Genomic DNA, 22971 nt, shown 5'->3' with positions numbered 1-22971 from the left:
GGGAAATCCGCCACTTCCGAGAAAGAGGAACCGCTCCATGCCGCTGGCCATCGCAGCGCTCTCCCATGCGCCGTCCTTCGGCAATGTCGACCCGGGCGGGGAGACATTCGCCGAGATCAATTCCGCCATCGACGAGGTCAGGAGGTTCGTCGCCGAGTACGACCCCGACCTGGTCGTGGTGTTCGGGCCCGACCATTTCAACGGCCAGCTCTACTCCCTGATCACACCGTGGGTGATCGGTGCGGTCGCCGAAGGCATCGGTGACTACGGCACCACCGCAGGGCCGCTCCCCGTCGACGGCGACGCCGCCCGAGACTTCCACACGGCAGTGCTGGGTGAGGGCATCGACATCGGCCGCAGCGAGCGGATGAAGGTCGACCACGGCCTGGTCCAGCCGCTCGACTTCGTGTTCGGCAAGGGCTTCACGCAGCCGATCGTGCCGGTGTTCGTGAACGCGATCGGCCTGCCGCTCTCGCCGATGCGTCGGGTGCGGCTGATGGGCGAGGCGTTCGGCCGGGCCGCCCAGGCGATGGACGAGAAGGTGCTGTTCCTCGCCTCGGGCGGCATCTCCCACAGCCCGCCGATCCCGCGCTGGGACGGCGCCCCCGACACCCTGCACGAGCGCCTGATCTCGTACGCGCCCTCACCCGAGGAGCGGCAGGAGCGGGAGCAGTTGATCGTCAAGGGCATCCAGGCGATCGCTGACGGCAAGGCGCCGAGCGACCCGCTGAACGAGGAGTGGGACATGCTCGTCCTCGATGTGCTCCGCTCCGGCGACCTGACCCCGGTCGACGGCTGGGAGAACGGCTGGTTCACGGCGGAGGGCGGCTCGGCCGCGCACGAGATGCGCAGCTGGATCGCCGCCTACGCGGCGCTGTCGACCGCCGGCCCGTACCGCCTCGTCGTCGACCACTACTGGGCCGTCGAGAAGTGGGGCGCCGGCTTCGCGATCCAGGCGGCGGTGACCGCATGAGCCAGGCGGGAAAGACGCACTTCGCGACCTTCTGGGAAGAGATCGCGGACCTGGAGCACACGCTGCGGTACGTGGACGCGAGCGGCTACCGCACCCGGGTGCTCGACCTCCCCGGAGCGGCCCCCGACGCGCAGACGGTGGTGCTCGCCAACGGCACCAGCGGCCACATCGAGGCGTGGACGCAGAACATCCGCGCGTTCGTGGAAGCCGGTTTCCGGGTGGTCGGCTATGACTACCCGGGCCACGGGTACTCCTCGCTGTCCGACCACCCGCTGGAGATCCGCGACTACGAGGAGCACCTGCTCGCGCTGCTCGACGCACTGGCACTGGAGCGCGTGCACCTCGCCGGTGAGTCGCTCGGCGGCTGGCTCGCGCTGAAGTTCGCGCCCAAGCATCCCGACCGGCTGTACACGGTGATCCTCTCCGCCCCCGGCGGGCGAGTGGTCGGGGAGCCGCAGCTGGACAGGACGCAGTCGGCGAGCACCCAGGCGGTCAGCGAGCCGACCTTCGAGAACGTGAAGAAGCGCCTGCAGGTCGTGATCCACGACCCGGAGAACATCACCGACGAGCTCGTCCGCGTCCGCCAGGCGATCTACGCCCGCGACGGGTTCAGCATGGCGTACGTGTCCGCCCTGCGGGAGCCGGAGCGGCGCTGGCGCAACCGGGTGACGGACGACGACTTCGCGGCGGTCCCGGTCCCGGCGCTGATGGTGTGGACCGACAACGAGCCGACCGGCGACGAGGCCGAGGGCGAGCGCCTGTGCGGGCTGATCCCGGACGGCGAGTACCTGCTGATCCGCGGCGCCGCGCACTGGCCGCAGTGGGAGGGCGCCGCGGAGTTCAACGCCGCAGCGGTCGCCTTCCTGAAGAAGCATGCTTGACGAAAGGACCGGAGTGAGCGTCGCCCAGGAGACCATCACCCAGATAGCGCGCGAGCTGTTCGAGGCGAAGCGCGATGTGTACACCGTGCCGTACGTGAGCCCCCGGCTCCCCGAGCGCGATCTCGACGCGGCCTACGCGATCTCCGCCGAGTTCGCCGCCCTGCGCGAACGCGAGCTGGGCGTGAAGCGGGTGGGCCGCAAGGTCGGCCTGACCAACCCCCTCGTCCAGCAGCGCGTGGGCATCGACGAGCCCGACTACGGCATCATCCACGACGACATGGTGCATGCCTCGGGAACGCGCCTTCCGCTGTCCAGGTACAACCGCCTGCTGATCGAGGCCGAAGTCGCGTTCGTGCTGAAGGCCGACATCCTCGAGGCCACACGCGAAGGCGTCGAGGCCGCGATCGACTACGTGACCCCCGCGTTCGAGGTCGTCGACTTCCGCTACGGCGGATCGGTCGGGCAGATCGTCGACACCATCGCCGACAACGCCGGTTGCAGCGGCATCGTCGTCGGCGAGGAGCGGCACCCCTACGGCGAGGTCGACCTGACCAAGGTGGAGATGGTCATCACGGGCGGCGACACCGAGATCACCCGGGGCGTCGGCAGCAACGTGCTCGAGGACCCGGTCAACGCGGTGATCTGGCTGGCCCGGACCGCGATCCGTACGGGCGAGCCGCTGCGCGCCGGCGAGGTGCTGCTGTCCGGGTCGATCGGCTACATCGAGCCGTGGCCCGCCGACGTCGAGTGCGTCGCCACCATCACCGGACTCGGTCGCGTGGTCGCGACCGCGGATTCGAAAGGCTGAACATGAGCGACTATCGTCCCGTCGACGCGACCACCCGCGTCGAGATCGAGCAACTCATCGCGGAGATGCTCTACCGCCTCGACCACAACCGGGCGGACACCACCTGGGAGCTGTACACCGAGGACGGCGTATCGGTCGGCCCGATGGGTGACATGGACCGCGAGGCCATGAAGGCCTGGGGTGCCAAGCGCGTCCGGCAGACCGACATCGTCGGCCGGCACTTCATCGGCGGGATCCGCCTCGTACGGGACGGAGACGAGGTCGAGGGAACGGTGCAGTACCTGACGTTCCGCGACACCAACGAGCCGCAGACGCAGCCCGCTTCGGTCGGCGAGTTCCGCGAGCGGTACCGGAAGGTCGACGGGCAGTGGCGGTTCGCCCGCCGCGAGATCGTCCCGGTCTTCGGCGGCGGGGCGGCCGCGGCGCACGCCGCGCGGCTGGCCGGGCGGGAAGGGTCGGCGCAGTGAAGCAGGCAGCGCCCGGCGGCGCCCACCCCGTCCTGTACCACCAGTCGGTCCCCTCCTTCGCGATGCCCGAGTGGGCGGCGGCAGCCGGCTACGACGGGGTGGTCCTCGACCTCCAGCACGGCGAGCTGGGGATCGAGGCGGCATGCGGGATCCTGCGCTCGATTCCGCGGGACAACGCGTACGCGTACGCGCGCGTGGGCTCGCTGGATCCCGCCCCCATCCTCCGGCTGCTCGACAGCGGGGCCCGCGGCATCGTCGCCCCCACCGTCGAGTCCCGGGCCCAGACCGAGGCGCTGGTCGCCGCCACCAAATACCCGCCGGTCGGGAACCGCAGCCTTGGCCCGTCCAGGCCGGCGCTGTACTCGGGTGATTCGTACACCGAGGGCGGCAACCGCGCGGTGTCCGCGATCGCGCAGATCGAGACGAAGGCCGGCGTCGACCGTGCCGAGGAGATCGTCTCGACCCCGGGCCTTGACTCGGTCTACATCGGGCCGGCCGACCTGGCCGTCTCCCACGGCCTACCCGGGCGCGGCGACTGGGAGGACGGCCCCGTGCGCGAGTCGATCGCGTACCTGCGCGAGGTGACGACCGCGCACGGCGTCACCCTCGGCATCTACTCCGGCCAACCGGAGTACGCGGCCGGCCTGTTCGCCGACGGCCTCGTCGACTACGTGGGCCTGGGCATCGATCTCGTCCTGCTGAACCGCGCGTTCGGCGACACCATCGCCGGGCTGTACTCGGCACGATCCGCAGGGAGCAACTCATGACCACCGCTTGCGACGTTCTTGTCGTCGGTGCGGGGCCCGTCGGCCTCACCCTGGCCAACCTGCTCGGGCAGCAGGGCGTCGGCGTCCTCGTCGCCGAGCGGGAGCACGAGCTCATCGACTACCCGCGGGCCGTGGGCATCGACGACGAGGCACTGCGCGCGATGCAGACCGCCGGCCTCGTCGAGGAGGTACTTCCCCACACCATCCCCGACCAGAAGATCTACATGGTCAACGGGGACCGGACGATCCTCTCCGAAGTGAACCCGACGACACGGGAGTTCGGCTGGCCGCGCCGCAACGGCTTCGTCCAGCCGCTGGTCGACCAGGTGCTGCTCGCCGGCCTGGACCGCTTCCCGAACGCCGCCGTACGCTTCGGTGCCGAGGTCGTGGACCTGACCGAGGACGCGGACGGCGTGGTCGCCACCCTCGGGAACGGCGAGACGGTGCGCGCGCTGTACGTCGTCGCCGCCGAGGGCGGGGCCTCGCCCACCCGCAAGCGCCTGGGCATCTCGTTCGAGGGCGAGACCCGGCCGACCGACGGCATCGTGATCGACGTCGCCAACGACCCGATCGGCACGCCGCACGCCGTTTTCGGCGGGGATCCGACCCGCAGTTACGCCTCCATCGCGCTGCCCCACGGCATCCGGCGCTGGGAGTTCACGCTCTTCGAGGACGAGACGGAGGCCGACGTCGAGGACGACGAGTTCGTCTTCGGTCTGCTGGCACCGCACGTGCCGGACCCGTCGAAGCTGGACATCATCCGCCGCCGCGTCTACCGGCACCACGCCCGCATCGCCGGTCGGTTCCGCCACGGGCGGATATTCCTCGCCGGCGACGCCGCCCATGTCATGCCGGTCGTCGGCGGCCAGGGCTGGAACTCGGGGATCCGCGACGCCTTCAACCTCGGCTGGAAGCTGGCCGCCGTCGTCAAGGGCCTCTCGACCGACGGTCTGCTGGACACGTACGAGACCGAACGGCTGGGCCACGTCACGCAGATGGTGGCCGTCTCCCTCGGGATGGCGAAGGAGATGACCGACCACGATCCGCAGAAGGCCGCCGAGCGCGACCGGATCGCCGCCAACCGCACCCCCGAGGAGCGGGAGGCCCAGAAGCGGCAGGCGTTCAAGCCCCAGCCGAAGTTCGACCAGGGCGTGGTGGTTCACACGCCGCTGCCGACGTTCAAGACACTGCCCGACCGCGATGTGCCCCGCCTGGCCGGGTCCATCTTCCCCCAGCCGACGGCCACCGACGCCGACGGCGTCGAGATGCTGCTCGACGACGCGACCGGACAGGGCTGGCGGATCCTCACCTGGAACAACGACCCGACGGCGTTCCTGTCGGACCGGCGGCGCGCCGCGCTCGACCGGCTCGGCGCCCGCCTCGTGCAGGTGGTGCCGAAAGCGCAGTTGCCGTGGGCGCGCAAGCATGCCACGGCCGACGTCACCGTCATCGGCGACCTCGGCGGAGAGTCGGGCCTGCAGGCCTGGTTCGACGCGCGCCCGGTCGGCGCCGTCATCATCCGCCCCGACCACGTGATCGCCGCCGAGTGCCTGGCGCAGGAACTCGACGACGTCGTTGCCCGGGTCCTCGGGGCGGCCTGCATCGCGTGATCCCGCTCCATCCCGGAGAGATCCCCGGACACGACGGAGGGCTGACGACCGATCCGGGCGAGGCCGCCCCGATCGACGACGTGTACCGGCGTGACGGGCGAAATCACCGCCACCGGCGTTGTCCGGGAGACCCTTCGGTCGATCAGGATCACGGGGTCGGTCGGGTCCGTGCGGGCACTTGGATCAGCTGCCGTACCAGCAGGTTCGCCTCGCCGCTCTGGAAATGAGCCAAGGTCTGCGGCCGGCTCGGCTCGCGCGCGGCTCTCTCACCGTCGGTCAGCCCTCCGTTCCGCGCTTGCCTCACGGCCCGAGGGCTACCGGAGCAGACCGGTCGCGGCCGGGCGAACGGCCCGGCATCACCCGATCGTGTTCGGCAGCAGATCCTGACGCTTCCCTGGCCCCGCCCGCGGCCGGACCAGAGGCACGGAACGTGCGCCGGTAGGCCGACGGGGAGACCCCCGCTTCGGCCGCCAGGTGCCGCCGCAGCGAGGTGGCGGTGGCGAAGCCGACCTCGTGGGCGACCCGTTCCACCGGCAGGTCGCTGGACTCCAGCAGGTGCCGTGCCCGCCGCAGCCGCTGCTGGGTCAGCCAGCGGACGGGGCTCAGACCGGTCTCCTCCCGGAATCGCCGGGCGAAGGTACGGGTGCTCATCGCCGCGTGCGCGGCCAGGTCGTCCAGCGACAGCGGCAGGTCCAGCCGCTGCAGTGCCCAGTCGCGGGTCGACCCTGTGCCGGTTTCGCTCGTCGGCGGCAGCGGCCGCTCGATGTACTGCGCCTGCCCGCCGTCCCGGTACGGCGGCACGACGCAGCAACGCGCAACGTGGTTGGCCACCTCGCTGCCGTGGTCCTTGCGCACCAGGTGCAGGCAGACGTCGACACCGCTCGCCGCCCCCGCGGAGGTCAGCACGTCACCGTGGTCGATGAAGAGCACGCCGGCGTCCAGCTCGACCTGGGGGAACAGCTCCTGGAAGTGGTCGGCGAGCGCCCAGTGTGTGGCGGCCCGGCGCCCGTCCAGGAGACCGGCGGCCGCCAGCAGGAAGGCGCCGGTGCAGATGGACACGAGACGGGTGCCGGGGCGGACGCGGGACAGGGCGGCGAGGGCCTGCGGGTCCGGGGCGGTGGCAGAGGCCCGGGAGATCGCGTACGGAGGGATGACCACGGTGTCCGCCTCGGCCAGCACCTCGGGACCGTGCCCGGGGGTGACGGTCAGGTCCGCGTCGGTACGCACGGGCTGCCCGTCCACGCTCGCGGAGAGCACCTCGTAGCGGCCATCGGCGGAACCCAGGACCCGGTGCGGGATGCCGAGTTCGAAGGGGTAGACGCCGTCGAGGGCCAGGACGACGACCTTGTGTGCGCCGGGCCGGGGGGCGGGGTGGGTCCAGCGGTCCAGTTCCGCCGCGCGCTCGGCCAGGTCATGGGCCCGGAAGGGCGCGACGGCCGCGGGGCGGGCGGGGGGAGTGACGATGGGCATGGCAAGAATGTATCGGAGGATGACCTTCTTGCCATCGCTCCGGCCGGACCGTGCGGCCAGGATCGAGGCATGACTTCGACGGAGACCCCTGAGAACCTCAACTCCCCGGACCCGGCCGCCACGGACGCCCCGGACCCCGCCGCCTCGAACGGCGCCCCCGTGATGCTCGCCCTGCACCAGACGGACCTCGGCGGCCCCGAGGTCCTGCGGCTGACCGAGCTTCCGCGGCCCACGCCCGGCCCCGGCGAGATCCTCGTCGCCGTGCACGCGGCCGGACTCAACCCCACGGACTTCAAGCACCGCGCCATGCGTATCTTCCTGCCGCCCCCGCCGCTGACCCTCGGTTGGGACGTCTCCGGCACCGTGGTGGAGACCGGCTTCGGCGTGACCCTCTTCCGGCCCGGTGACGAGGTGTTCGGCATGCTGCCCTACCCGTACGGGGCCGGCTCCCACGCCGAGTACGTGACCGGCCCCACCCGCGCCTTCGTCACCAAGCCGGCCGGGATCGACCACGTCCAGGCGGCCGCTCTGCCACTGGCCGCGCTCACCGCCTGGCAGGCCCTCGTCGATACCGCCGACCTCCAAGCCGGGCAGCGGGTGCTGATCCACGCAGCGGCCGGCGGCGTCGGTCATCTCGCCGTTCAGATCGCCAAGGAGCGCGGCGCACACGTCACCGGGACGGCGAGCGCCCCCAAGCACGACTTCCTGCGCGGACTCGGCGCGGATGCCTGCATCGATTACCGCGCTGAGGACTTCACCGACACCGAGGAGCGCTACGACGTCGTGCTCGACACCCTCGGCGGCCAGACCGCCACCCGGTCCGTGAGCGTGCTACGCCCCGGCGGCGTCCTCGTCTCCCTGCTGCCGGGTGCCGAGGACACCCTGGCCGCGGCGGAGAAGGCACAGGTCCGCGCCGTCACCCTGCTCGTCGAGCACGACCAGGCCGGGATGCGCGCCGTCGCCGAACTCGTCGACCGGGGCAGGCTCCGCGCCCACGTCTCCGCCACCTTCCCCCTCGCCGAAGGCGCCCGCGCCCACGCTCAAGGAGAGACGGGTCGCACCACGGGCAAACTGGTCATCACCGTGCGCTGAGGCGGGACGGCCAGGGGATCGTTCCCGGCCTTCGCGTGAATGTCCGTGATCGCGCGCATGAATGAGCCGGCGCTCATCGCTGAGCGCACTTCAGACGCTTCGAAGTCATGGGCGGTAAGGCCGCATGGGCCGTAGGTGTGGGCGCGGGCTTCCGGATGGCGGTGCAGCGGTGGTCGAGCGCACCTCGGTCGGAGCACATGGTCAGACGCGAGCTGTTCTCCCAGACTCCCGCCGGCACACGGCCCCGCGCCACCCGGATACCCGGCCGGTCGTCGCCAGGTGTCGAGGTGGCCGCGGAGCGGGTCCCTCCGGGCGTCGAAGTGCACCAGGGCCGCCGGGCCGTGTGCCGGCGGCGAGCCCGTCCTGCGGCTCGCCGCCGGCACACGGCCTGGGGTGCCGCTGCCCGCGCTCGCCCTAGGCCGCCGCAGACCTTCGGTCCCGGTGACGGTGCCGCTGTCCAGGGCGGCGATCCCCGGTCCGTTCCCCGCCGCAGCCGGCTCGTGTCACAACTGCGGGTCGGGCCGGTCCACGACGCGGGGCGGCAGCGCGAGCGAGCGGGTGTGCCGGGCGATGTCGGCCAGCGGAGCGAGCCAGGTGTCGGCGCAGCCTGCCACGCGTTCCACGAGTTCCTCCAGCGCGGCGGCCCTGGACGGGCGGCCGCTGAGGAAGGGGTGCGTCGTGAGGACGAAGCAGCCGCCCTCCTTTCTCATCGCCTCGAACTCCAGGGTCCAGATCTCCAGCGCCTTGCGGGGGCTCTCGATCAGCCCCGTCCCGGAGATGTCCGGCAGGTAGCAGTACTGCTCCCAGTCGTCCAACGCCCACTGGACGGGGACCTCCACCAGGGAACGGCCGCCGGGGACGGCCAGTTCGTAGGGGGTGTCGGCGTCCATGAGGCTGCTGTCGTAGAGGAAACCCCGGTCCGCGAGCAGGCCGGGCGACCGGTGGGTGAGTTCCCACATGGGCGCCCGGTAGCCGACGGGCCGTACCCCGGCGACCTCTTCGAGAGCGTCGAGCCCCTTGTCCAGGAAGGACGCCTCGGTCGCGGCGTCGGTACCGGTGAGCGGTTCGTGCAGATAGCCGTGGTGGGCGATCTCGTGTCCGGCCGCGACGACGGCCCGCACGGTGCCGGGGTGGCGGCGCGCGGTCCAGCCGGGCACGAAGAACGTGGCGCGGACGCCGTGCCGTTCCAGCATGCGCAGCAGGCGGGGTACGCCGACCAGCGGGCCGTACGACTGATGGCTCATCAGCGACATGCGGTCGGCGGCCTGCGGGTGGGTGCTGAGCACGGCCGACTCCGCGTCCACGTCGAAGGTGAACGAGGCGGCGGCCCGCTTGCCCGCAGGCCAGGTGACCGGCGGGGCGGGGGCGGGGGTCACGCGTCCGCCCCGGGGCGCAGGGCGGCCAGGGACACGAACTCGTAGGCGAGGTTGGCGGCGGCGACGCAGGTGATGTCGGCGTGGTCGTAGGAGGGTGAGACCTCCACGACGTCGGCGCCCACCAGGTTCAGCCCGCGCAGTCCCCGGAGAATGCCGAGGAGTTCGCGGCTGGTCAGCCCGCCGGCCTCCGGGGTGCCGGTGGCGGGGGCGTGGGCCGGGTCGAGTACGTCGATGTCGACGGAGACGTACAGCGGCGCGTCGCCGATCCTCTCGCGCAGCAGCGCCACGACGTCGGCGACGGTGAGCCGTTCGAAGTCGGCGCAGTGCACGATGGTGAAGCCCAGTTCGGCGTCGTCCGTGAGGTCCCCAGGGTCGTAGAGCGAGCCCCGGATGCCGACGTGGGCGCTGGCCCCCGGCAGGAACAGTCCCTCCTCCGCGGCGCGGCGGAAGGGGGTGCCGTGCGTCAGGGGGGCGTCGTAGTAGGTGTCCCAGGTGTCGAGGTGGGCGTCGAAGTGCACCAGGGCCACCGGACCGTGCACCCTGTTCATGGCCTTGAGCAGCGGATAGGCGATGGTGTGGTCACCGCCGAGGGTCACCAGCCGGGCACCGTCACTGATCAGTGCGTGGGCGCTTTCCTCGATCTCCTTGGAGGCGGTGGCGATGTCGTACGGATTGCAGGGCAGGTCGCCCGCGTCGACGACCTGCTGACGGCCGAAGGGCAGCACGTCGAGGGCCGGGTTGTAGGGCCGCAGCAGACGTGATGCCTGGCGGATGTACGAGGGGCCGAAGCGGGCACCCGGCCGGAAGGTGACCCCGGCGTCGAAGGGCACACCGGCGACGGCCACGTCGTAGCCGTCGACGTCCTCCAGCCGGGGCAGCCGGGCGAAGGTGGTCAGGCCCGCGTAGCGGGGGCTGGTCTGGCCGTCGGTCTGGCCGACGGGCGGGGTCATGCGCGGCACCGGCTGGTTCCTCCGTTGATCTGCAGTGTCTGGCCCGCCAGGGAGCCGATACGAAAGTCGGTCAGGAAAGCGACGGCCGCCGCGATCTCCTCCGGGCGCCCGATCCTGCCCAGCGGGATGCCGGCGGCGTAGGAGCGGCGCATCTCGTCCAGGGACAGGCCGGCCGCTTCGGCGTCCACCCGCAGTTGCGGGGTGTCGGTGACGCCCGGGGCCACGGCGTTGACGAGGATGCCCTGGGGTGCCAGCTCACGGCCGAGGCTCTTGGTGAGGGAGATCAGCCCGGCCTTCGACGCCGCATAGGCGGTGGCTCCGGGCCAGCCGGTGACTCCCCACTCCGAGGACACCACCACGATGCGGCCGCGCCCGCGCCGCCGCATCCCCGGCAGCACGGCCTGGATGACGTGGAAGGTGCCGGTCAGATTGGTGTCGACGACCTTCCACCAGTCGTCCTCGTCGTGCGTGGCGAGGTCGCCCATGGTCATGTAGGCGGCGTTGCACACCAGGACGTCGATGTCGCCGATCTTCTCGCCCAGCCGCGCCACGAGGCTGTGGACCTGGGCGCGGTCGCTGACGTCGGCGGGCGCGCACACGCCGCCCACGGCGGCCGCCGCCTCGTCCAGGCGTGGCCCTGGCACGCGGTCGTTGACGGCGACGAGGGCCCCGTCGGCGGCCAGCCGTGCCGCGATGGCCCGACCGATGCCCTGGACCGCTCCCGTCACCAGGGCACGGGTTCCGACGTGCGGGCGCTTGGACTCGGTCGGTGGAGCCCCGGCCGGTGGGTTCACGGCCGGTGGGGTCCGGGTCGGCATCAGATCACCGCTCCGCTGTTCGGGGAGAGTACTTCTCCGGTGCAGAATGTGCCCTCGTCGAGCAGGAACAGGACGCAGGACGCGATCTCCTCCGCACGCGCGAGACGCCTCGCGGGCAGCGTCTCCAGATAGGCGGGGGCGCGCCAGGGCGAGTCCGGGGCGAGCAGCGGCGTGTCCGTGGGGCCGGGCGCGACGGCGTTGACCCGGATGCCCCGAGCGGCCGTTTCCGCGGCGAGGCTGCGCACGGTTCCGATGACGGCGCCCTTGGCCGCCGCGTAGTGGGCTCCGTCGTCGCCTCCCCCGATGGCGAGTTCGGAAGTGATGGCTACGATGCTGCCGCCCCCGCGCTCCGTCATTCCGGGCAGCAGCGCGCGCACCGGATTGACCAGCCCCCCGAGGTGGACCCGGAGCATCCGCGTCCACTGCTCGGGTGTGATGTCGTCGACGGCGGTGGCCTCGTAGTGGCCGGCCGCGGTCACCAGGGCGTCGACCGGGCCGAGCCGGGACTCGGTCAGGCGGACCGCTTCCCTCACCGAGGCCGGGTCGGAGACGTCGCCGGTGAGCGCCAGGGCAGTCGACTCCCCGGAGGAGTTGTGCAGGTCGAGGCCCGCGACGAGCCATCCGGCCTGTGCGAGGGTGGCGGCGCAGGCCGCTCCGATGCCGCTCGCGACGCCGGTGACCAGCGCGGTACGGCGCCGGGATGGTTCGAGGAATGCCGATCTCATGGCTGCGCGGGCTCCTCGGCGGTGGACGGTTCGGCGGCGACGGAGGACGCCTGTCTCGGAACCGTCACGGGTTCCGGCGCGGCGGCCAGGCGTTCGGCCAGCGGCTCCCTCATGCGGGAGCGGACCGACAGGAAGACGACCACACCGACGGCGGTGAGGATCCCGGTGGTGAGGACCATGCTCCAGCGCAGGTACCACTCCTGGCCCATCGAGGCACGGGGCCAGGCGATGTTGACGGTCTGGGCGATCGTCCACAGCGCGGCGAGCACCGTGACGGGGGTGCCCCACCGGCCGAGGCTGAAGGCGCCGGGCCGCCAGGTGCCGCGCAGCCGGGCGATGAGGGCTCCGACGACGGGGATGGCGAAGGAGATCTGGAAACCCATGGTGGTGAAGTTCACCAGCACGCTGTACAGCTCGGATCCCGCGACGAGGGTCAGGACCCCGGCCACCAGGGCGGTCAGCGCGATCGCGTTGACGGGCAGGCGTTCCGGGCCCGCGAGCCGGGCCAGCCGGCGCGAACCGGGCAGCGCGTTGTCCCTGGCGGAGCCCCACAGGCAGCGGGAGACGGCGGCCTGCACGGCGAGGAAGCTGGAGACGAAACCGATCACGAACATCAGCAGCAGGGGCCGCCCGACGGCCTCACCGAGGTGGCTGGTCAGCGTGTACGTCACCGGGTCGCCGGTCTTCTCGGCCATCACCCTGCCGAGGTCCGGGATCGAGAGGATGATCGCCATGCTGGAGAACATCACCAGGGCGGCGACGGACAACAGGGCCAGGATGATCGCCTTGGGCACGTTGCGCTCGGGGTTCTCCACCTCCTCGGCGATCGCCCCGGCCGACTCGAAGCCCACGAACGACCAGCCGACGAAGGCGACGGCGATGAGCATGGGGCCGCCGAGCCAGGAGCCGGTGCCCTGGGTGCCGAACCCGTCGAAGAGCACGCCGACCGGGTTCACCCGGTGGAAGAGGAGGAGGTAGGTGCTCAGTCCCACCGAGCCGGCGATCTCGCACAGGATGCTGGCGATCACCATGACCTTCAGCACCTTGCGGCCGATCATGTTGGCCAGGCTGCCGATCGCCAGGATGGCCAGCGCCGTGCCCGCCGTCTGCGCCCGGCTCGGCGCCCCCACGCCGAGCGCCTCGAGGAGGAATCCGGACGCGCCGTAGGCGAGGGTCGACAGGGCGATGGTCAGTCCCCAGACATAGGCCCACGCGGCCGCCCAGCCCCAGGACGCGCCCCGCACGTGCCGTGCCCACTGGTACACGCTGCCGGCGAAGGGCCAGCGGGAGGCCATCTCCCCGAAGACCAGGGCGACCATCAGCTGGCCCGCGAGGACGACGGGGAACGCCCAGAAGAACGCGGGACCCGCGGTGAACAGACCGAGTGTGAAGATCGCGTACAGGGCGACGATCGGCGACACGTCGGCGAAGGCCAGGGAGAACGCGGAACGGAAACTGAATCCACGGTTGAGCTGCTGCTCTCCGGCTGCGGACACGGGAGCGTCGTCCGCGCCCGCCACCGCTGGTGATCTGTTGCTCATGGGGTAGCTCCTCGTGTCTTCACTGATCCTCGGTGCGAGGGTGGCCTGCGGTGGTGAGCAGTGTGATCGTGCGGGGGCCACCCGATCCACGAGGCGATCGCAAAGTCCGGGGATTGCTCTTTGAACGATCACATAAGAGTATTTCGGCGAAGAAACAAACCTGGGGAAGCCAGGTAAGCCGGGGGTGATCATGAGGACGAGCGTCGCGGACCTCCTAGGGCTGCCCCACCTGCGCCTGAGCCTCTTCGCCGGGGGTGAAGGGCTCGGCCGCACCGTGTCCTGGGCGCACGCCTCCGACCTGGACACGGCACGGGACTGGATGGCCGGCGACGAACTCCTGATGCGCAACGGGTTCACGATGCCCTCCTCCGGTCCCGAACAGGCCCGGCTGCTGCGGGGGATCGCGGACGCCGGGGCCAGCGGCCTGGTCATCGGTGAGGATCCGCGTACGCCCCCGCTGCGCAATGAACTGGCCGTGGCCGCGGAAGCCTGCCGCGTGCCCGTCCTGATCGCCCCGTACGCGGTCAGCTTCGCGGCGATCTCGCGGGCCGTCGCCGACGCCAACTCGCGCGCGGACGCGGCACGGGTCGCCCAGGTGGAGCGCGTGTACGCCGCGGTGCGCGACGCGCTCGGCGGCACCCCCAGCGAGTCACCCGTCGTCCGCGTGGCGCGGGAACTGGGGTGCCGGCTGCACCTGCTGGATCCCCGCACCGGACACCCTCTGGGCGCCTCCCGGCCGGAGCCCGCGCCCGAACTGGTCCGGGCCGTGCTCGACGCCGTGCGGGAGCGCGACGGGAGGATGCCGGGTGTGGTGCACCTGCCGCTGCCCGGCGGGGCCCGTGCGCTGATGGTGGAGATCCCGGCCGCGGAGCCCACCGTGCTGGTCGCCGTGGACCTGCCCACCCCGGCCTCGGACACCTCGCTGCTGCACCACCTGGCGACCGTCGCGGCCCTGGAGGTCGCGCGGCACAGCATGACGATGGAGCACCGGCGGCGCATCGGGGCCGAGTTGCTGGCCCACATGCTCGATGGGCGGACCGACGAGGCGACCGCGGAACGGGAACTGGCGGACTTCGGGCTGGAACCGTCGGGCTGCGTGCTCGTGGCCGTACGGCGCGGCGACTGGGCCGGGCAGCGCGACCTGCACCTCATGTTGGAGCGGCACCGCATTCCCTGGCTCCTGCTCAGCCGGGCCCCGCTGCTGTACGCGCTGCTGCCGGACGAGGACAACGCTCTGGCCGCCGTGCGCCGCAAGCTCGGTGACTCGGCGGTCTTCGGCATCAGCGACCCCCTCGGCACCACTCGGCGGATACCCGCCGCGCAGCGCGAGGCCATGTGGGCACTGACCGTGGCGGCGTCACGGCCCGACCGAAGCGCCCGCTACGGCGACGACCACGGGTACACCGTGCTGCGCGGCGTCGACGAGGCGCGCCGGCAGGTGGAGCGGACCCTGGGTCCCCTGCTGGCGTACGACGAGCGGCACGGCACGGAACTGGTGGCCTCCCTTGAGGCGTTCCTGCGCTGCCGCCGGTCGTGGCAGCGCACGGCGGCGGCGCTGAGCGTGCACAAGCAGACCGTGATGTACCGGATGCAGCGGGTCGAGCAGATCACGGGCCGCACCCTGGCCGAGACCGCGGACCTCGCCGAACTGTGGCTCGCGCTCCAGGCGAGGGAACTGCTGGACGGCCCCTCCCAGCGGGGGGCCGCCGCGCACGAACCGGACTGACCGGGCCCCGCCCGCCCCGGCGAAACGGACCGCCCTCGCCCGCCGCGACACGAACTCGCCCAGAGACCAGGGCATGTGACGTCGCGTCAGCCTCGGAGCGGCATATCCTACGTCCCCGTCCGGGGCCGACGTTCACCGGCTTGCGGCCGGGCGTCACCTCACGCGGCTCCCACGCGTCCCACTCCTCCTCGGCCGGCGTTCGGTACTCGTCACCGGGGCGAAGCGGTCCGGCTGGAGCGCGCTGGCTGGCTCGTCGTGAGGACGAGGACATCGACCCGCGCAAGGAGCCCCGCCTCGCCCCTTCAGGCGGGGTGTTGCAACTGGAACTCAAGCCCCCAGGGCGGGGTCCTTTCGGCTACGGGGCTACATGGTCGGCGCGGTCTGGTGCCACGGGGCCGGGCCTGTCTGCGATGCCCAGCCCGCGAGGGCCTGCGCGTCGTAGAGGCGTATGCCCTGCGCGCCGGCGTAGCCGACGGCCTGCCGGGTGAAGGCGCTCGTGGTGACCATGACGGGGATGTGGGCGTGGTGCACCGTGTAGCAGGTACCGCCGAACCGCTGTGCGTCGGGAGATCCGACCTTGTGGGTGGGCCCGTACCGCTTGCACTGGATCACAACCCGGCGCCCGTCCGGCGCGGTCGCGACGACGTCCGCCCCGAGGTCTCCAGCACCCCCGCTCACCTCGACGTTCGTGCATCCGTCCCGCTGGCACAGATAAGCGATGGCCTGCTCGAACTCGGACGGGCCCATGGCGTGGTAACGCGCTATCTCCCGCGACTGCACCTCGCGGATCCGGGCCAGCCGCGCGGCCTCGATACGGCGCTGCTCGGCCTTGCGCGCGCGGCGCACCACGTAGACCGCTCCACCGGCCAACCCGGCCAGGAGCAGCGGTATCCCGAGAGCCGGGACCTCCTTGACGAGTTCGAAGAGAACGACGAGCGGGACACCGACCCCCCAGATGGCGACGAGGACGACGTGCGAGCAGGACGAACCGCGTCTGGTGCGGCGTGGTGACATCGGGTTCCCCCCAGGAACGAGATCAGCGGCGGAAGCGTAGCCGTACCACGGGGGACCACCGCACAGTTGGGGGAGGGCTTTGCTGCCTGACCCAGGCAGTACGAAGTCTCCGCCCACCCCAGCGCGGCGCCCTCCGCATGCCCGCCGATTCTGGTACCGGGGGCATCCGCATCCCGGCTACCACCTCCGTCCGCCTCATAGTGGCCGGCGTCCCCCAGGGCGGTGGCGCCCGCAGCGGCATACCGGGCAGCGTGCAGCCGAACCGGGCAGCCTCCCCGTACGGGCGCCGTATCGGCCGGTGAACACGCCCCTCGCAGTGCATCGGCTGAGGCGGAAACAACCACTGGGTTCGCAGAACGAGTTCCCCGTCGCGTCCGGAGTGAGAAGCGCAGCCTGCACTGGGCATCACTACTGCCGTAACGACGAGGAGGGTACGAATGCCTGATCAGTCATCACGTCATGATCGGTTACGCCTTGCGCGACAGCGCCCACGGCCGGACAGGATTCGGCGGCGGAGCCGCGCCTCACGCGGGTGGCAGCGCTTCCCGTGGGCCACCACCGCGACAGCGCTGGGCGTCATCGCGGCCATTGTCGGTCTGTTCTTCAACGGCATCGCCACGTACTACGGGGCCAAGGTCTCGGCCGACCAGCTGAAACAGTCCAGGGAGGACAGCGACCGCCAAGCGCGCCAGCAGGCGGGACGGATCACCTTCTGGATAGAAGATGAGAACGAGGTGGGCGCGACGAGGAACATCCACGTCGTCAACAGGTCGCCTGACGCCGTGTCCGAGATGTCTCTCGCTTTCTCTGTCGAGCTGTTCGGTAAGAACTACCGAAAGCCGTTCGTTCTGACCTTGGACACCCTCCGACCCTGCGCTGAGGCCATCTACAAACCGGGGGACCTGGGCGTCTACCTCGGCAGCGGCGGCGCCGCGAAAACGGAGCTGTCCGGCACAGGCTGGGGGCCCTGGTATCTGGAGTTCCTCGACAGCAACGGTAAAGCGTGGATGCGGTCTCACGTGGGTCTGGTTGAGATCCCGGCCGTTTCAAAGGACGTAGCCGGGTTCCTGTCACCTTCGCCGAAGTACCCTCCGCAGATCAAGAAGGTCGACAACTGCTCGGACGGCGGCCAGTAGTAGCCAGCGGTACACCTGATGGGACGCTGGTCACGGCCATCATCTACGTGCTGGTCAGCGGATGTGCAGGGCGGTCCCTGCCGTCGTGCTTCGGGACATCGAAGTCGACCGCGCACCGCCGGTTCATGATCTGGTCGTTAAGGGGCGGACACACAGTTCGGACTCCCGTGGACCGGGGCAAGAGGGAGGACCGCCTTACGGTCCAGTGGTGTCTCAGTCCCCCCAGTTCGCGTGATCACCCATCTCTACGTCGTCGCGCAGCTCGTCCGCCGCCTGGAATCTTGCCTCCTCACCTTGCTCGTAGAACGGGAAGTGGGCGATCGTGGCCGCGACGCACTCGTGGAAGAGTCCAAGGTCTTTGTTCACGTGGTTGACCGTTGCGGACTCGGGCGTGGGGATGTGAACCACGCGACGCGACGCCACGTCGATGCCGAGCCGTCCGAACAGACCGCTGGTCCCGAAGAAGACCAACCCGCTCTCACCAGTCCCGTCCAACAGCGCCGCCTCGCCCAGCGGTTGGTACTCATAACCGATCAGCCCCGTCGGGATGCCCTTCTGCCGTAGATCGCCGGCGATCTCGTCGGGTACGTCTGCTGAGCAGCCGACGCGTACGACGGCGTACCGGGGCAACGGCAATGGCGGCAGACCCCGAATCACCCGAACATCATCCTCGCGCTCCGGCCGCCGGGAAGCCGCGAGCAGGGTCTGTCGCCGCGTCGTTCGGCGTGGGGCGAAGGGCACGGACGCCGGCGCCGTCGCGGTGGCCCCCGAGGAGGCCCGGTTCGACGCGCGGCGGAACTCGTGGCACGAGGACCTGGCCGACATCGACGCCTGACTGCGGTCGCTGACCTCCGAGCAAGTGCCTGGTTCACGAGCGCGTCTCGCTACCGGGTCTCTACTCTGAGCAGATGTCGAAGGTCAACTACAACGATGACGTACCGGGCTGGAGGAATCTCGGCCCCCTGATCGAAGACCCGAAAAAGCCCTTCGTCCGGCGTGTCAGGCGTGGATCGACCGGCGAGGAAGCAGTCCTGAAGTACCGGTCACCCAAGAACCCAGATCATCCGCGCGCTGAGCGTTTCCATAACGAAGCCCTCCAGATGCGGCGGCTCACGAGCGAAGGCGTCGCCAGAATCCTCCCGGTCCTCGACATCGCCGTGGGCGACGAACCCACCTGGTACGTGATGCCGAAGGCCCGTCTGCTCCAGTCGGTCTTCGGGGAGACGACCACACTGCAGCAGATCGTCGGGCACGTTCAGGCTCTGGCGCAGTCGCTGTACGAGCTCGCCGGTCGGGGGATCTATCACCGAGACATCAAGCCCGAGAACCTCTTCTGGTACGACGACGGACCAGTACTCGCGGACTTCGGCATTGCCTATTGGGGCGAAGCGGGTGCGACCCAAGTGGGGGAGAAACTGGGGCCCCTGTGGTTCATGGCGCCCGAGATGCGCAGCATGTCCGAGCGGGAGGAAGGCCGCCAGGCCGATGTCTACTCGCTGGCGCAGACCCTCTCAGCGTTCATCCATCCCCTCGGCACGCTGCCGCTGCCGGGAACCTTCCGCGCCGGGGCCGTGGACTACGACCTCAACCGAGGCTGGAAGGGAGACCATGATGCTCTGGACGCACTTGAACACGTACTTGAGGCTGCCACGAGAAACGATCCCGCCGACCGGCTGACGATCGACGGACTGGCGGAGGAACTGGACCTGTGGCTCCGCTCCGCCCAGACCCCGTTGGTCAAGAACACCGGCTTCCGTAGTGGCTGGGACCCGCAGGACGACCACGTTCGTGACAAGGCGGAGATACGCCGCATCATGCGGCGGGCGACGCGAAAGATCGCGGCGGCCCTCGGTGACGTGGCCGGCCACCAGGAACACAACGCCCGGGATTCAGAGATACCGCGCTGGCTCGGGACCTACAGTTGGCCGCGGAATTCGGAGGACGGATCCGAGCCCGACGGCTCGCTCACCTTCTCCGCCGGGCTCGCCGATGACTCTTACCGCGTAGTGCTGGGAGCGGTGTACTGGGGCCGCGAGGTCTCCTTCATTGCCGAGACCCAGCGCGCCGAAGCCGGTGACTGGCACCTGGAGCGCAGCTGGCCCGAGACGGACTGGGCCCGAGTACGGCTTCCATCCGCTTCGCACGCGTTGGAGACGCTGGTGGAACAGGTGGTGCGGAGTTTCGACCGCTGAACTTGATGAGTGATGCCGGAGCGATTTGTCGGACGTGGTCCGATCGGCGCTGGCAGTCATCTGGGGCGTGGGATACACGCCGTCTCACCGACGCGTGGCCTTCGGCGGTGGTTGGCCGGCCTGGGGTCGGGCCTGGCGGGGACATCGTCAGTCGGACCAGGCGACCGGTGGACGACGTCGTGCACGGGCCGGAAGACCGACGTCGTGAACAGCCGCTGGATCTCGTCCCACCGTATGCCTGTTTAAGTCCTCATATACCTGGGCAGTTGGAAGAAAACGGAAACAGGGGGGATCGTGAAGAAGCGAACGCACCTCACTCTCGGGTCCGTCGGTGCAGTGAGCTTGCTGTTGGTGTCCTCGACTTCGGCATACGCCAACTGGGGTAGTCGCATCGAAGGTGGACGTCCGGGGTTCGCATCGCGAACGTGGACGGACGGGTCCTATACGGAAGTCACGTTCAGGGGTTGCGACATGACGGAGCCGCCCGGTGTCGTTGGCGAGAGTGTGGACATTCAGCTTTACACCGCCGGTTTCAAAATTGGCTCCCCGAAGCACTTCACCAATTGCTTTAGGACGTCAAGTAGTACTGCAACCTGGACGGGACTGCCGAAGAGCATCTACTACTTCAAGATCGTAAAGATCAATGGCAACAGCAGCACGATGTACGCGGTGGACGTCGATCAAGTCCGTGTAGACACGACTCAAGCGGACTGACGCGGCGAAACCGCCTCCGATGACCCTCGCGGACCATCGGACAGGCAGGTCGGGGCGCCCGCGGGCCTCACCCCCGGCGGTGGGAGCCGCCGATGGTGACCATGACGTTGGACGGCTTGGTGTCGTAGTGCACGACATTTGCTGCGGGCGTGGCCATGAGGCGGCACAGATCGCCTCGGCGATCTGCAAGGCGCGCCCCAGGGGCTGGGGCCGTGCCGCTGCAGATGCCGGGCGAGGCTGGTGCCCTCGACGGGCTCCATCACGCACCCTTGCCGCGGGTGCTCAGACAGACCGGGCGCTCATCCCAGGCCCGGAAGGCTCCGCAGCTCGCTGATCCTCAAGATTCGTGCGAGCAGCACGAACACGAGGAACATGGTGAGGCCGCCAGCAGCAAGGCCCAGAGCGGGTGCCCAGGTCGTCGAGGTGACGGTGTCGGAGCATGAGCGGGCCACGAACCAGCCCAGCGTTCCCGCCGCGAGGGCAGAGGCCGTCAGCCTGCCGTAGGTGCGGCACAGTCGCTTGCCGTCCAGCCGGCCTTCGAGGCGTCGTCGCAACAGCAGCGCGGTGATGAGCAGACCGATGGCGTACGAGGCGGCGTAGGCGCCGGCCAGGCCCGTGACGGCCCATCGCGGGGGCATCAGCAGATGGCAGGCGGTGGCCAGGGCGATATTTGCGGTACTGATCCACACGGCCATCCAGAACGGGGTCCGGGTGTCCTCGAAGGCGTAGAAGCCGCGCAGCAGCATGTACTGCGCCGAGAAGGGGATCAGGCCGAGTCCGAAGGCCTGGAGCATCTGGCCCAGCGGCACGATGGATGCCGGATGGGCTGCTCCGTGAGCGAAGATCACCTGCGCCATTTGCGGGCCGAGGGCGACGAAGAAGAAGGCGGCGGGAACGATGACGACGCCACTGATCCGCAGGGCTCGCGAGAGGTCGCCGCGCATGTCGTCCAGGCGGTGTTCGGCGACGGCCTGGCTCATTCGCGGCAGCAGGGCGGTGACCAGCGAGACAGTGATGACCGACTGCGGCAGCGACCAGATGGTCTGCGCGTACGTGTAGGCGGAAAAGCCCACGCCGCCCTTGGGCAGTGCCGTGTCTGCGGCGGAGGCGTAGCGGGTCACCACCGTGCTGGCTACGAGGTTGGTGAAGACGAACAACAGGGTCCAGCGGGCCGCGCTGATGCTCTTGCCCAGACCTGTGCCGCGCCAGTCGAAACGTGGGCGGAAGCGGAAGCCGGCGGCTCTGGCGAAGGGGATGAGGGCGAGCGCCTGGATCGCGAGGGCGAGTGTGGTGCCCGCGCCGAGGAGCGTGACCTGGGTCTGGGTGATGTCCTGGACCGAGTCCGGGACGGTCATCATGCCGAGGTATACGCCGAACATGGAGATCAGGACGACGTTGTTGAGGACGGGGGTCCACATCATCGCGCCGAACTTGTTCCGGGCGTTGAGCACTTGGCCCAGGATGCTGAACAGTCCGTAGAAGAAGATCTGCGGGAGCAGGAACCGCGCGAAGACCACCGTCAGCTGAAACGCCTCGTGGTTGGCCGGTGAGTCGCTCTGGTAGAGGCTGACGATCTGCGGCGCCGCCCAGACGGCCAGCAGCGTGCCGATTCCCAGCACGGACATCGTGAGGGTGACCAGACGCTGCTCGAAGGCCCGTCCGCCGTCCGGCTGCTCCATCCTGGCCCTCACCAGCTGCGGAACCAGTACGGAGTTCAGCGCGCCGCCGATGAGCAGGAAGTACAGGCTCGCCGGCACCACGTTGGCCTGGTTGTACGTCGTAGCGAGCAGTCCCGTTCCGAGTGCCCCGGCCTGTAGGACTGTTCTCAGCAGGCCCGTTGCCCGGGACACCACTGTCCCCGCTGCCATCAGCATGGACGAGCGCATCAACCCGTCCTTTGCCGCGCCGGACTTCGTCGCGGCGTGCCGCCCTCGCCTCTGCTTCCCCGGTAAGCGCGTTCTCGCCGCGCCCGGCGTCCCCTCCACCATGTGCCTAATCTACGGCGTAGAGGTCATCGCGGGGTCCGTGCGGACAGCAGCCGGGCGACAGCGGCGCCAACCGGCGCGAGCGCCGGTCCGACGACCTGGAACGCAACGCCAGGGGCCTCGGCCGCTTGAAGTCCGGCGAGTACACGCGGCTCGGGCTGGTCAGCCGGTACGGGTTCACCACGCTCAGCCACAGGTCGGCCGGCGACAGCCCGGTCCGGCCGTTCCTGAAGATGACCGTCGGGTCCCCGAAGCCGAGGTCGACGCCCTGCGGGACAGTCGCGTGATGTTCGGTTCGCCCGGCAGCCGCACGGCTCGCCGCCGCAGCCCCGCAGCAAGTGACAGGTCAGCTCGGGCACCGCAGCGATCGCCGCCTCGTCCAGCGGCAGCCCCACCGGTACGTCATCATGAACGTCCCCGGCTGCCCGGACGCGGCCGCCATGTCCTGGCAGTCCGGCCAGCACTCGCCGTCGGCCCGGACGAAGTTGCCGGGCGCGTCCACCCGGTAGGCGCCGAGAGGGAGGACCTGGCCGTCGACGTTCACCTCGGTCACGCCGAACACCGGGCCCGGCAGGTACACCTCGCACAGCTCGAAGGGCGCACTGCACCCGTGCACGCACGCGGGGAACGCGACCGCCACTGAGGATCTACCATCCTGACGTTGCTGGTCACGGGGCTGGCGTGAGTCGTTGAGCGCGTACTCGTACTGGTCGCGGGCGGCTGCCT

General features: G+C 70.2%; 21 protein-coding genes and 1 pseudogene. 12 read left to right on the top strand and 10 right to left on the bottom strand.

Annotated elements, in window-relative coordinates; all coding sequences use genetic code 11:
- The first annotated feature begins 37 nt into the window (after positions 1 to 37).
- The 6 genes from QSK45_RS09750 to mhpA are packed head-to-tail and all read left to right on the top strand — an operon-like array spanning position 38 to position 5506.
- Positions 38 to 973: a 3-carboxyethylcatechol 2,3-dioxygenase gene (locus QSK45_RS09750; protein ID WP_285555178.1), complete on the top strand. Its 936-nt coding sequence runs from the start codon at positions 38 to 40 to the stop codon at positions 971 to 973.
- On the top strand, positions 970 to 1854 hold the full coding sequence (locus QSK45_RS09745) for an alpha/beta fold hydrolase (RefSeq protein WP_285555176.1): 885 nt from the start codon (positions 970 to 972) through the stop codon (positions 1852 to 1854). The genes QSK45_RS09750 and QSK45_RS09745 overlap by 4 nt, the downstream gene beginning before the upstream one ends.
- 13 nt (positions 1855 to 1867) lie before the next feature.
- Entirely contained in the window at positions 1868 to 2662 is a 795-nt protein-coding gene (locus QSK45_RS09740) for a 2-keto-4-pentenoate hydratase (protein ID WP_285555174.1), read from the top strand.
- Positions 2663 to 2664: 2 nt separating this feature from the next.
- Positions 2665 to 3129 carry a nuclear transport factor 2 family protein gene (locus tag QSK45_RS09735; RefSeq protein ID WP_285555173.1) on the top strand — a complete coding sequence of 155 codons (465 nt, stop codon included), beginning with the start codon at positions 2665 to 2667 and terminating at the stop codon, positions 3127 to 3129.
- Entirely contained in the window at positions 3126 to 3896 is a 771-nt protein-coding gene (locus tag QSK45_RS09730; protein WP_285555172.1) for an HpcH/HpaI aldolase family protein, read from the top strand. Before QSK45_RS09735 ends, QSK45_RS09730 begins: the two co-directional genes overlap by 4 nt.
- Positions 3893 to 5506, top strand: coding sequence for a bifunctional 3-(3-hydroxy-phenyl)propionate/3-hydroxycinnamic acid hydroxylase MhpA (mhpA, locus tag QSK45_RS09725; protein WP_285555171.1), 1614 nt, complete (start codon positions 3893 to 3895; stop codon positions 5504 to 5506). Before QSK45_RS09730 ends, mhpA begins: the two co-directional genes overlap by 4 nt.
- A 300-nt stretch (positions 5507 to 5806) precedes the next feature.
- Here mhpA and QSK45_RS09720 read toward each other — a convergent pair whose 3' ends face one another.
- Entirely contained in the window at positions 5807 to 6976 is a 1170-nt protein-coding gene (locus QSK45_RS09720; RefSeq protein ID WP_285555169.1) for a GlxA family transcriptional regulator, read from the bottom strand.
- 69 nt (positions 6977 to 7045) lie between these two features.
- Here QSK45_RS09720 and QSK45_RS09715 point away from each other — a divergent pair, with 69 nt between their 5' ends.
- Positions 7046 to 8068, top strand: coding sequence for an NADP-dependent oxidoreductase (locus QSK45_RS09715; RefSeq protein ID WP_285555167.1), 1023 nt, complete (start codon positions 7046 to 7048; stop codon positions 8066 to 8068).
- Between the two features lie 503 nt (positions 8069 to 8571).
- On the opposite strand, the gene QSK45_RS09710 is transcribed toward QSK45_RS09715, so the two are convergent.
- The 5 genes from QSK45_RS09710 to QSK45_RS09690 all read right to left on the bottom strand — a co-directional run bounded on the left by QSK45_RS09710 (position 8572) and on the right by QSK45_RS09690 (position 13478).
- A complete protein-coding gene (locus QSK45_RS09710) occupies positions 8572 to 9444 on the bottom strand; it encodes a polysaccharide deacetylase family protein (protein WP_285555166.1) in 873 nt (290 codons plus the stop codon).
- Positions 9441 to 10394, bottom strand: a complete 954-nt coding sequence (speB, locus tag QSK45_RS09705; protein WP_285555533.1) for an agmatinase — start codon at positions 10392 to 10394, stop codon at positions 9441 to 9443. Before speB ends, QSK45_RS09710 begins: the two co-directional genes overlap by 4 nt.
- Positions 10391 to 11122, bottom strand: a complete 732-nt coding sequence (locus QSK45_RS09700) for an SDR family NAD(P)-dependent oxidoreductase (protein ID WP_285555165.1) — start codon at positions 11120 to 11122, stop codon at positions 10391 to 10393. The genes speB and QSK45_RS09700 overlap by 4 nt, the downstream gene beginning before the upstream one ends.
- 89 nt (positions 11123 to 11211) lie before the next feature.
- Entirely contained in the window at positions 11212 to 11937 is a 726-nt protein-coding gene (locus QSK45_RS09695; protein WP_285555164.1) for an SDR family NAD(P)-dependent oxidoreductase, read from the bottom strand.
- Positions 11934 to 13478 carry an amino acid permease gene (locus QSK45_RS09690; protein WP_285555162.1) on the bottom strand — a complete coding sequence of 515 codons (1545 nt, stop codon included), beginning with the start codon at positions 13476 to 13478 and terminating at the stop codon, positions 11934 to 11936. The genes QSK45_RS09695 and QSK45_RS09690 overlap by 4 nt, the downstream gene beginning before the upstream one ends.
- A 190-nt stretch (positions 13479 to 13668) precedes the next feature.
- Here QSK45_RS09690 and QSK45_RS09685 point away from each other — a divergent pair, with 190 nt between their 5' ends.
- Positions 13669 to 15204: a PucR family transcriptional regulator gene (locus QSK45_RS09685; RefSeq protein WP_285555161.1), complete on the top strand. Its 1536-nt coding sequence runs from the start codon at positions 13669 to 13671 to the stop codon at positions 15202 to 15204.
- Positions 15205 to 15567: 363 nt separating this feature from the next.
- Here QSK45_RS09685 and QSK45_RS09680 read toward each other — a convergent pair whose 3' ends face one another.
- Entirely contained in the window at positions 15568 to 16218 is a 651-nt protein-coding gene (locus QSK45_RS09680; protein WP_285555160.1) for a restriction endonuclease, read from the bottom strand.
- Positions 16219 to 16655: 437 nt separating this feature from the next.
- Here QSK45_RS09680 and QSK45_RS09675 point away from each other — a divergent pair, with 437 nt between their 5' ends.
- Both QSK45_RS09675 and QSK45_RS09670 read left to right on the top strand, forming a co-directional pair.
- Complete coding sequence (locus QSK45_RS09675; protein WP_285555159.1) at positions 16656 to 17354, top strand: hypothetical protein; 699 nt, start codon at positions 16656 to 16658, stop codon at positions 17352 to 17354.
- Positions 17355 to 17365: 11 nt separating this feature from the next.
- Positions 17366 to 17500, top strand: a pseudogene (locus tag QSK45_RS09670) (transposase); the annotation flags it as partial.
- Between the two features lie 67 nt (positions 17501 to 17567).
- On the opposite strand, the gene QSK45_RS09665 reads toward QSK45_RS09670, so the two are convergent.
- Positions 17568 to 18011 carry a hypothetical protein gene (locus tag QSK45_RS09665; protein WP_285555158.1) on the bottom strand — a complete coding sequence of 148 codons (444 nt, stop codon included), beginning with the start codon at positions 18009 to 18011 and terminating at the stop codon, positions 17568 to 17570.
- Positions 18012 to 18262: 251 nt separating this feature from the next.
- On the opposite strand from QSK45_RS09665, the gene QSK45_RS09660 reads away from it, so the two are divergent.
- Together QSK45_RS09660 and QSK45_RS09655 are read left to right on the top strand one after the other, a co-directional pair.
- Positions 18263 to 19546, top strand: coding sequence for a protein kinase domain-containing protein (locus QSK45_RS09660; protein ID WP_285555157.1), 1284 nt, complete (start codon positions 18263 to 18265; stop codon positions 19544 to 19546).
- 471 nt (positions 19547 to 20017) lie between these two features.
- Entirely contained in the window at positions 20018 to 20260 is a 243-nt protein-coding gene (locus tag QSK45_RS09655; RefSeq protein ID WP_285555156.1) for a hypothetical protein, read from the top strand.
- A 299-nt stretch (positions 20261 to 20559) separates the two neighbouring features.
- On the opposite strand, the gene murJ is transcribed toward QSK45_RS09655, so the two are convergent.
- Both murJ and QSK45_RS09645 read right to left on the bottom strand, forming a co-directional pair.
- A complete protein-coding gene (gene murJ / locus QSK45_RS09650; protein ID WP_395485298.1) occupies positions 20560 to 22248 on the bottom strand; it encodes a murein biosynthesis integral membrane protein MurJ in 1689 nt (562 codons plus the stop codon).
- Positions 22249 to 22591: 343 nt separating this feature from the next.
- On the bottom strand, positions 22592 to 22885 hold the full coding sequence (locus QSK45_RS09645) for a hypothetical protein (protein WP_285555154.1): 294 nt from the start codon (positions 22883 to 22885) through the stop codon (positions 22592 to 22594).
- Positions 22886 to 22971: the final 86 nt, after the last annotated feature.

The organism is Streptomyces hygroscopicus subsp. hygroscopicus, from assembly GCF_030269125.1.
Lineage (GTDB): Bacteria > Actinomycetota > Actinomycetes > Streptomycetales > Streptomycetaceae > Streptomyces > Streptomyces hygroscopicus_C.
This window is presented reverse-complemented; position numbering and strand designations above follow the sequence as displayed.

Coding starts and splice junctions, on each gene's coding strand:
- QSK45_RS09750 (WP_285555178.1), top strand. CDS start 38: ATGCCGCTGGCCATCGCAGCGCTCTCCCATGCGCCGTCCTTCGGCAAT.
- QSK45_RS09745 (WP_285555176.1), top strand. CDS start 970: ATGAGCCAGGCGGGAAAGACGCACTTCGCGACCTTCTGGGAAGAGATC.
- QSK45_RS09735 (WP_285555173.1), top strand. CDS start 2,665: ATGAGCGACTATCGTCCCGTCGACGCGACCACCCGCGTCGAGATCGAG.
- mhpA (WP_285555171.1), top strand. CDS start 3,893: ATGACCACCGCTTGCGACGTTCTTGTCGTCGGTGCGGGGCCCGTCGGC.
- QSK45_RS09720 (WP_285555169.1), bottom strand. CDS start 6,976: ATGCCCATCGTCACTCCCCCCGCCCGCCCCGCGGCCGTCGCGCCCTTC.
- QSK45_RS09715 (WP_285555167.1), top strand. CDS start 7,046: ATGACTTCGACGGAGACCCCTGAGAACCTCAACTCCCCGGACCCGGCC.
- speB (WP_285555533.1), bottom strand. CDS start 10,394: ATGACCCCGCCCGTCGGCCAGACCGACGGCCAGACCAGCCCCCGCTAC.
- QSK45_RS09695 (WP_285555164.1), bottom strand. CDS start 11,937: ATGAGATCGGCATTCCTCGAACCATCCCGGCGCCGTACCGCGCTGGTC.
- QSK45_RS09690 (WP_285555162.1), bottom strand. CDS start 13,478: ATGAGCAACAGATCACCAGCGGTGGCGGGCGCGGACGACGCTCCCGTG.
- QSK45_RS09685 (WP_285555161.1), top strand. CDS start 13,669: ATGAGGACGAGCGTCGCGGACCTCCTAGGGCTGCCCCACCTGCGCCTG.
- QSK45_RS09680 (WP_285555160.1), bottom strand. CDS start 16,218: ATGTCACCACGCCGCACCAGACGCGGTTCGTCCTGCTCGCACGTCGTC.
- QSK45_RS09675 (WP_285555159.1), top strand. CDS start 16,656: ATGCCTGATCAGTCATCACGTCATGATCGGTTACGCCTTGCGCGACAG.
- QSK45_RS09660 (WP_285555157.1), top strand. CDS start 18,263: ATGTCGAAGGTCAACTACAACGATGACGTACCGGGCTGGAGGAATCTC.
- QSK45_RS09655 (WP_285555156.1), top strand. CDS start 20,018: ATGACGGAGCCGCCCGGTGTCGTTGGCGAGAGTGTGGACATTCAGCTT.
- murJ (WP_395485298.1), bottom strand. CDS start 22,248: ATGGTGGAGGGGACGCCGGGCGCGGCGAGAACGCGCTTACCGGGGAAG.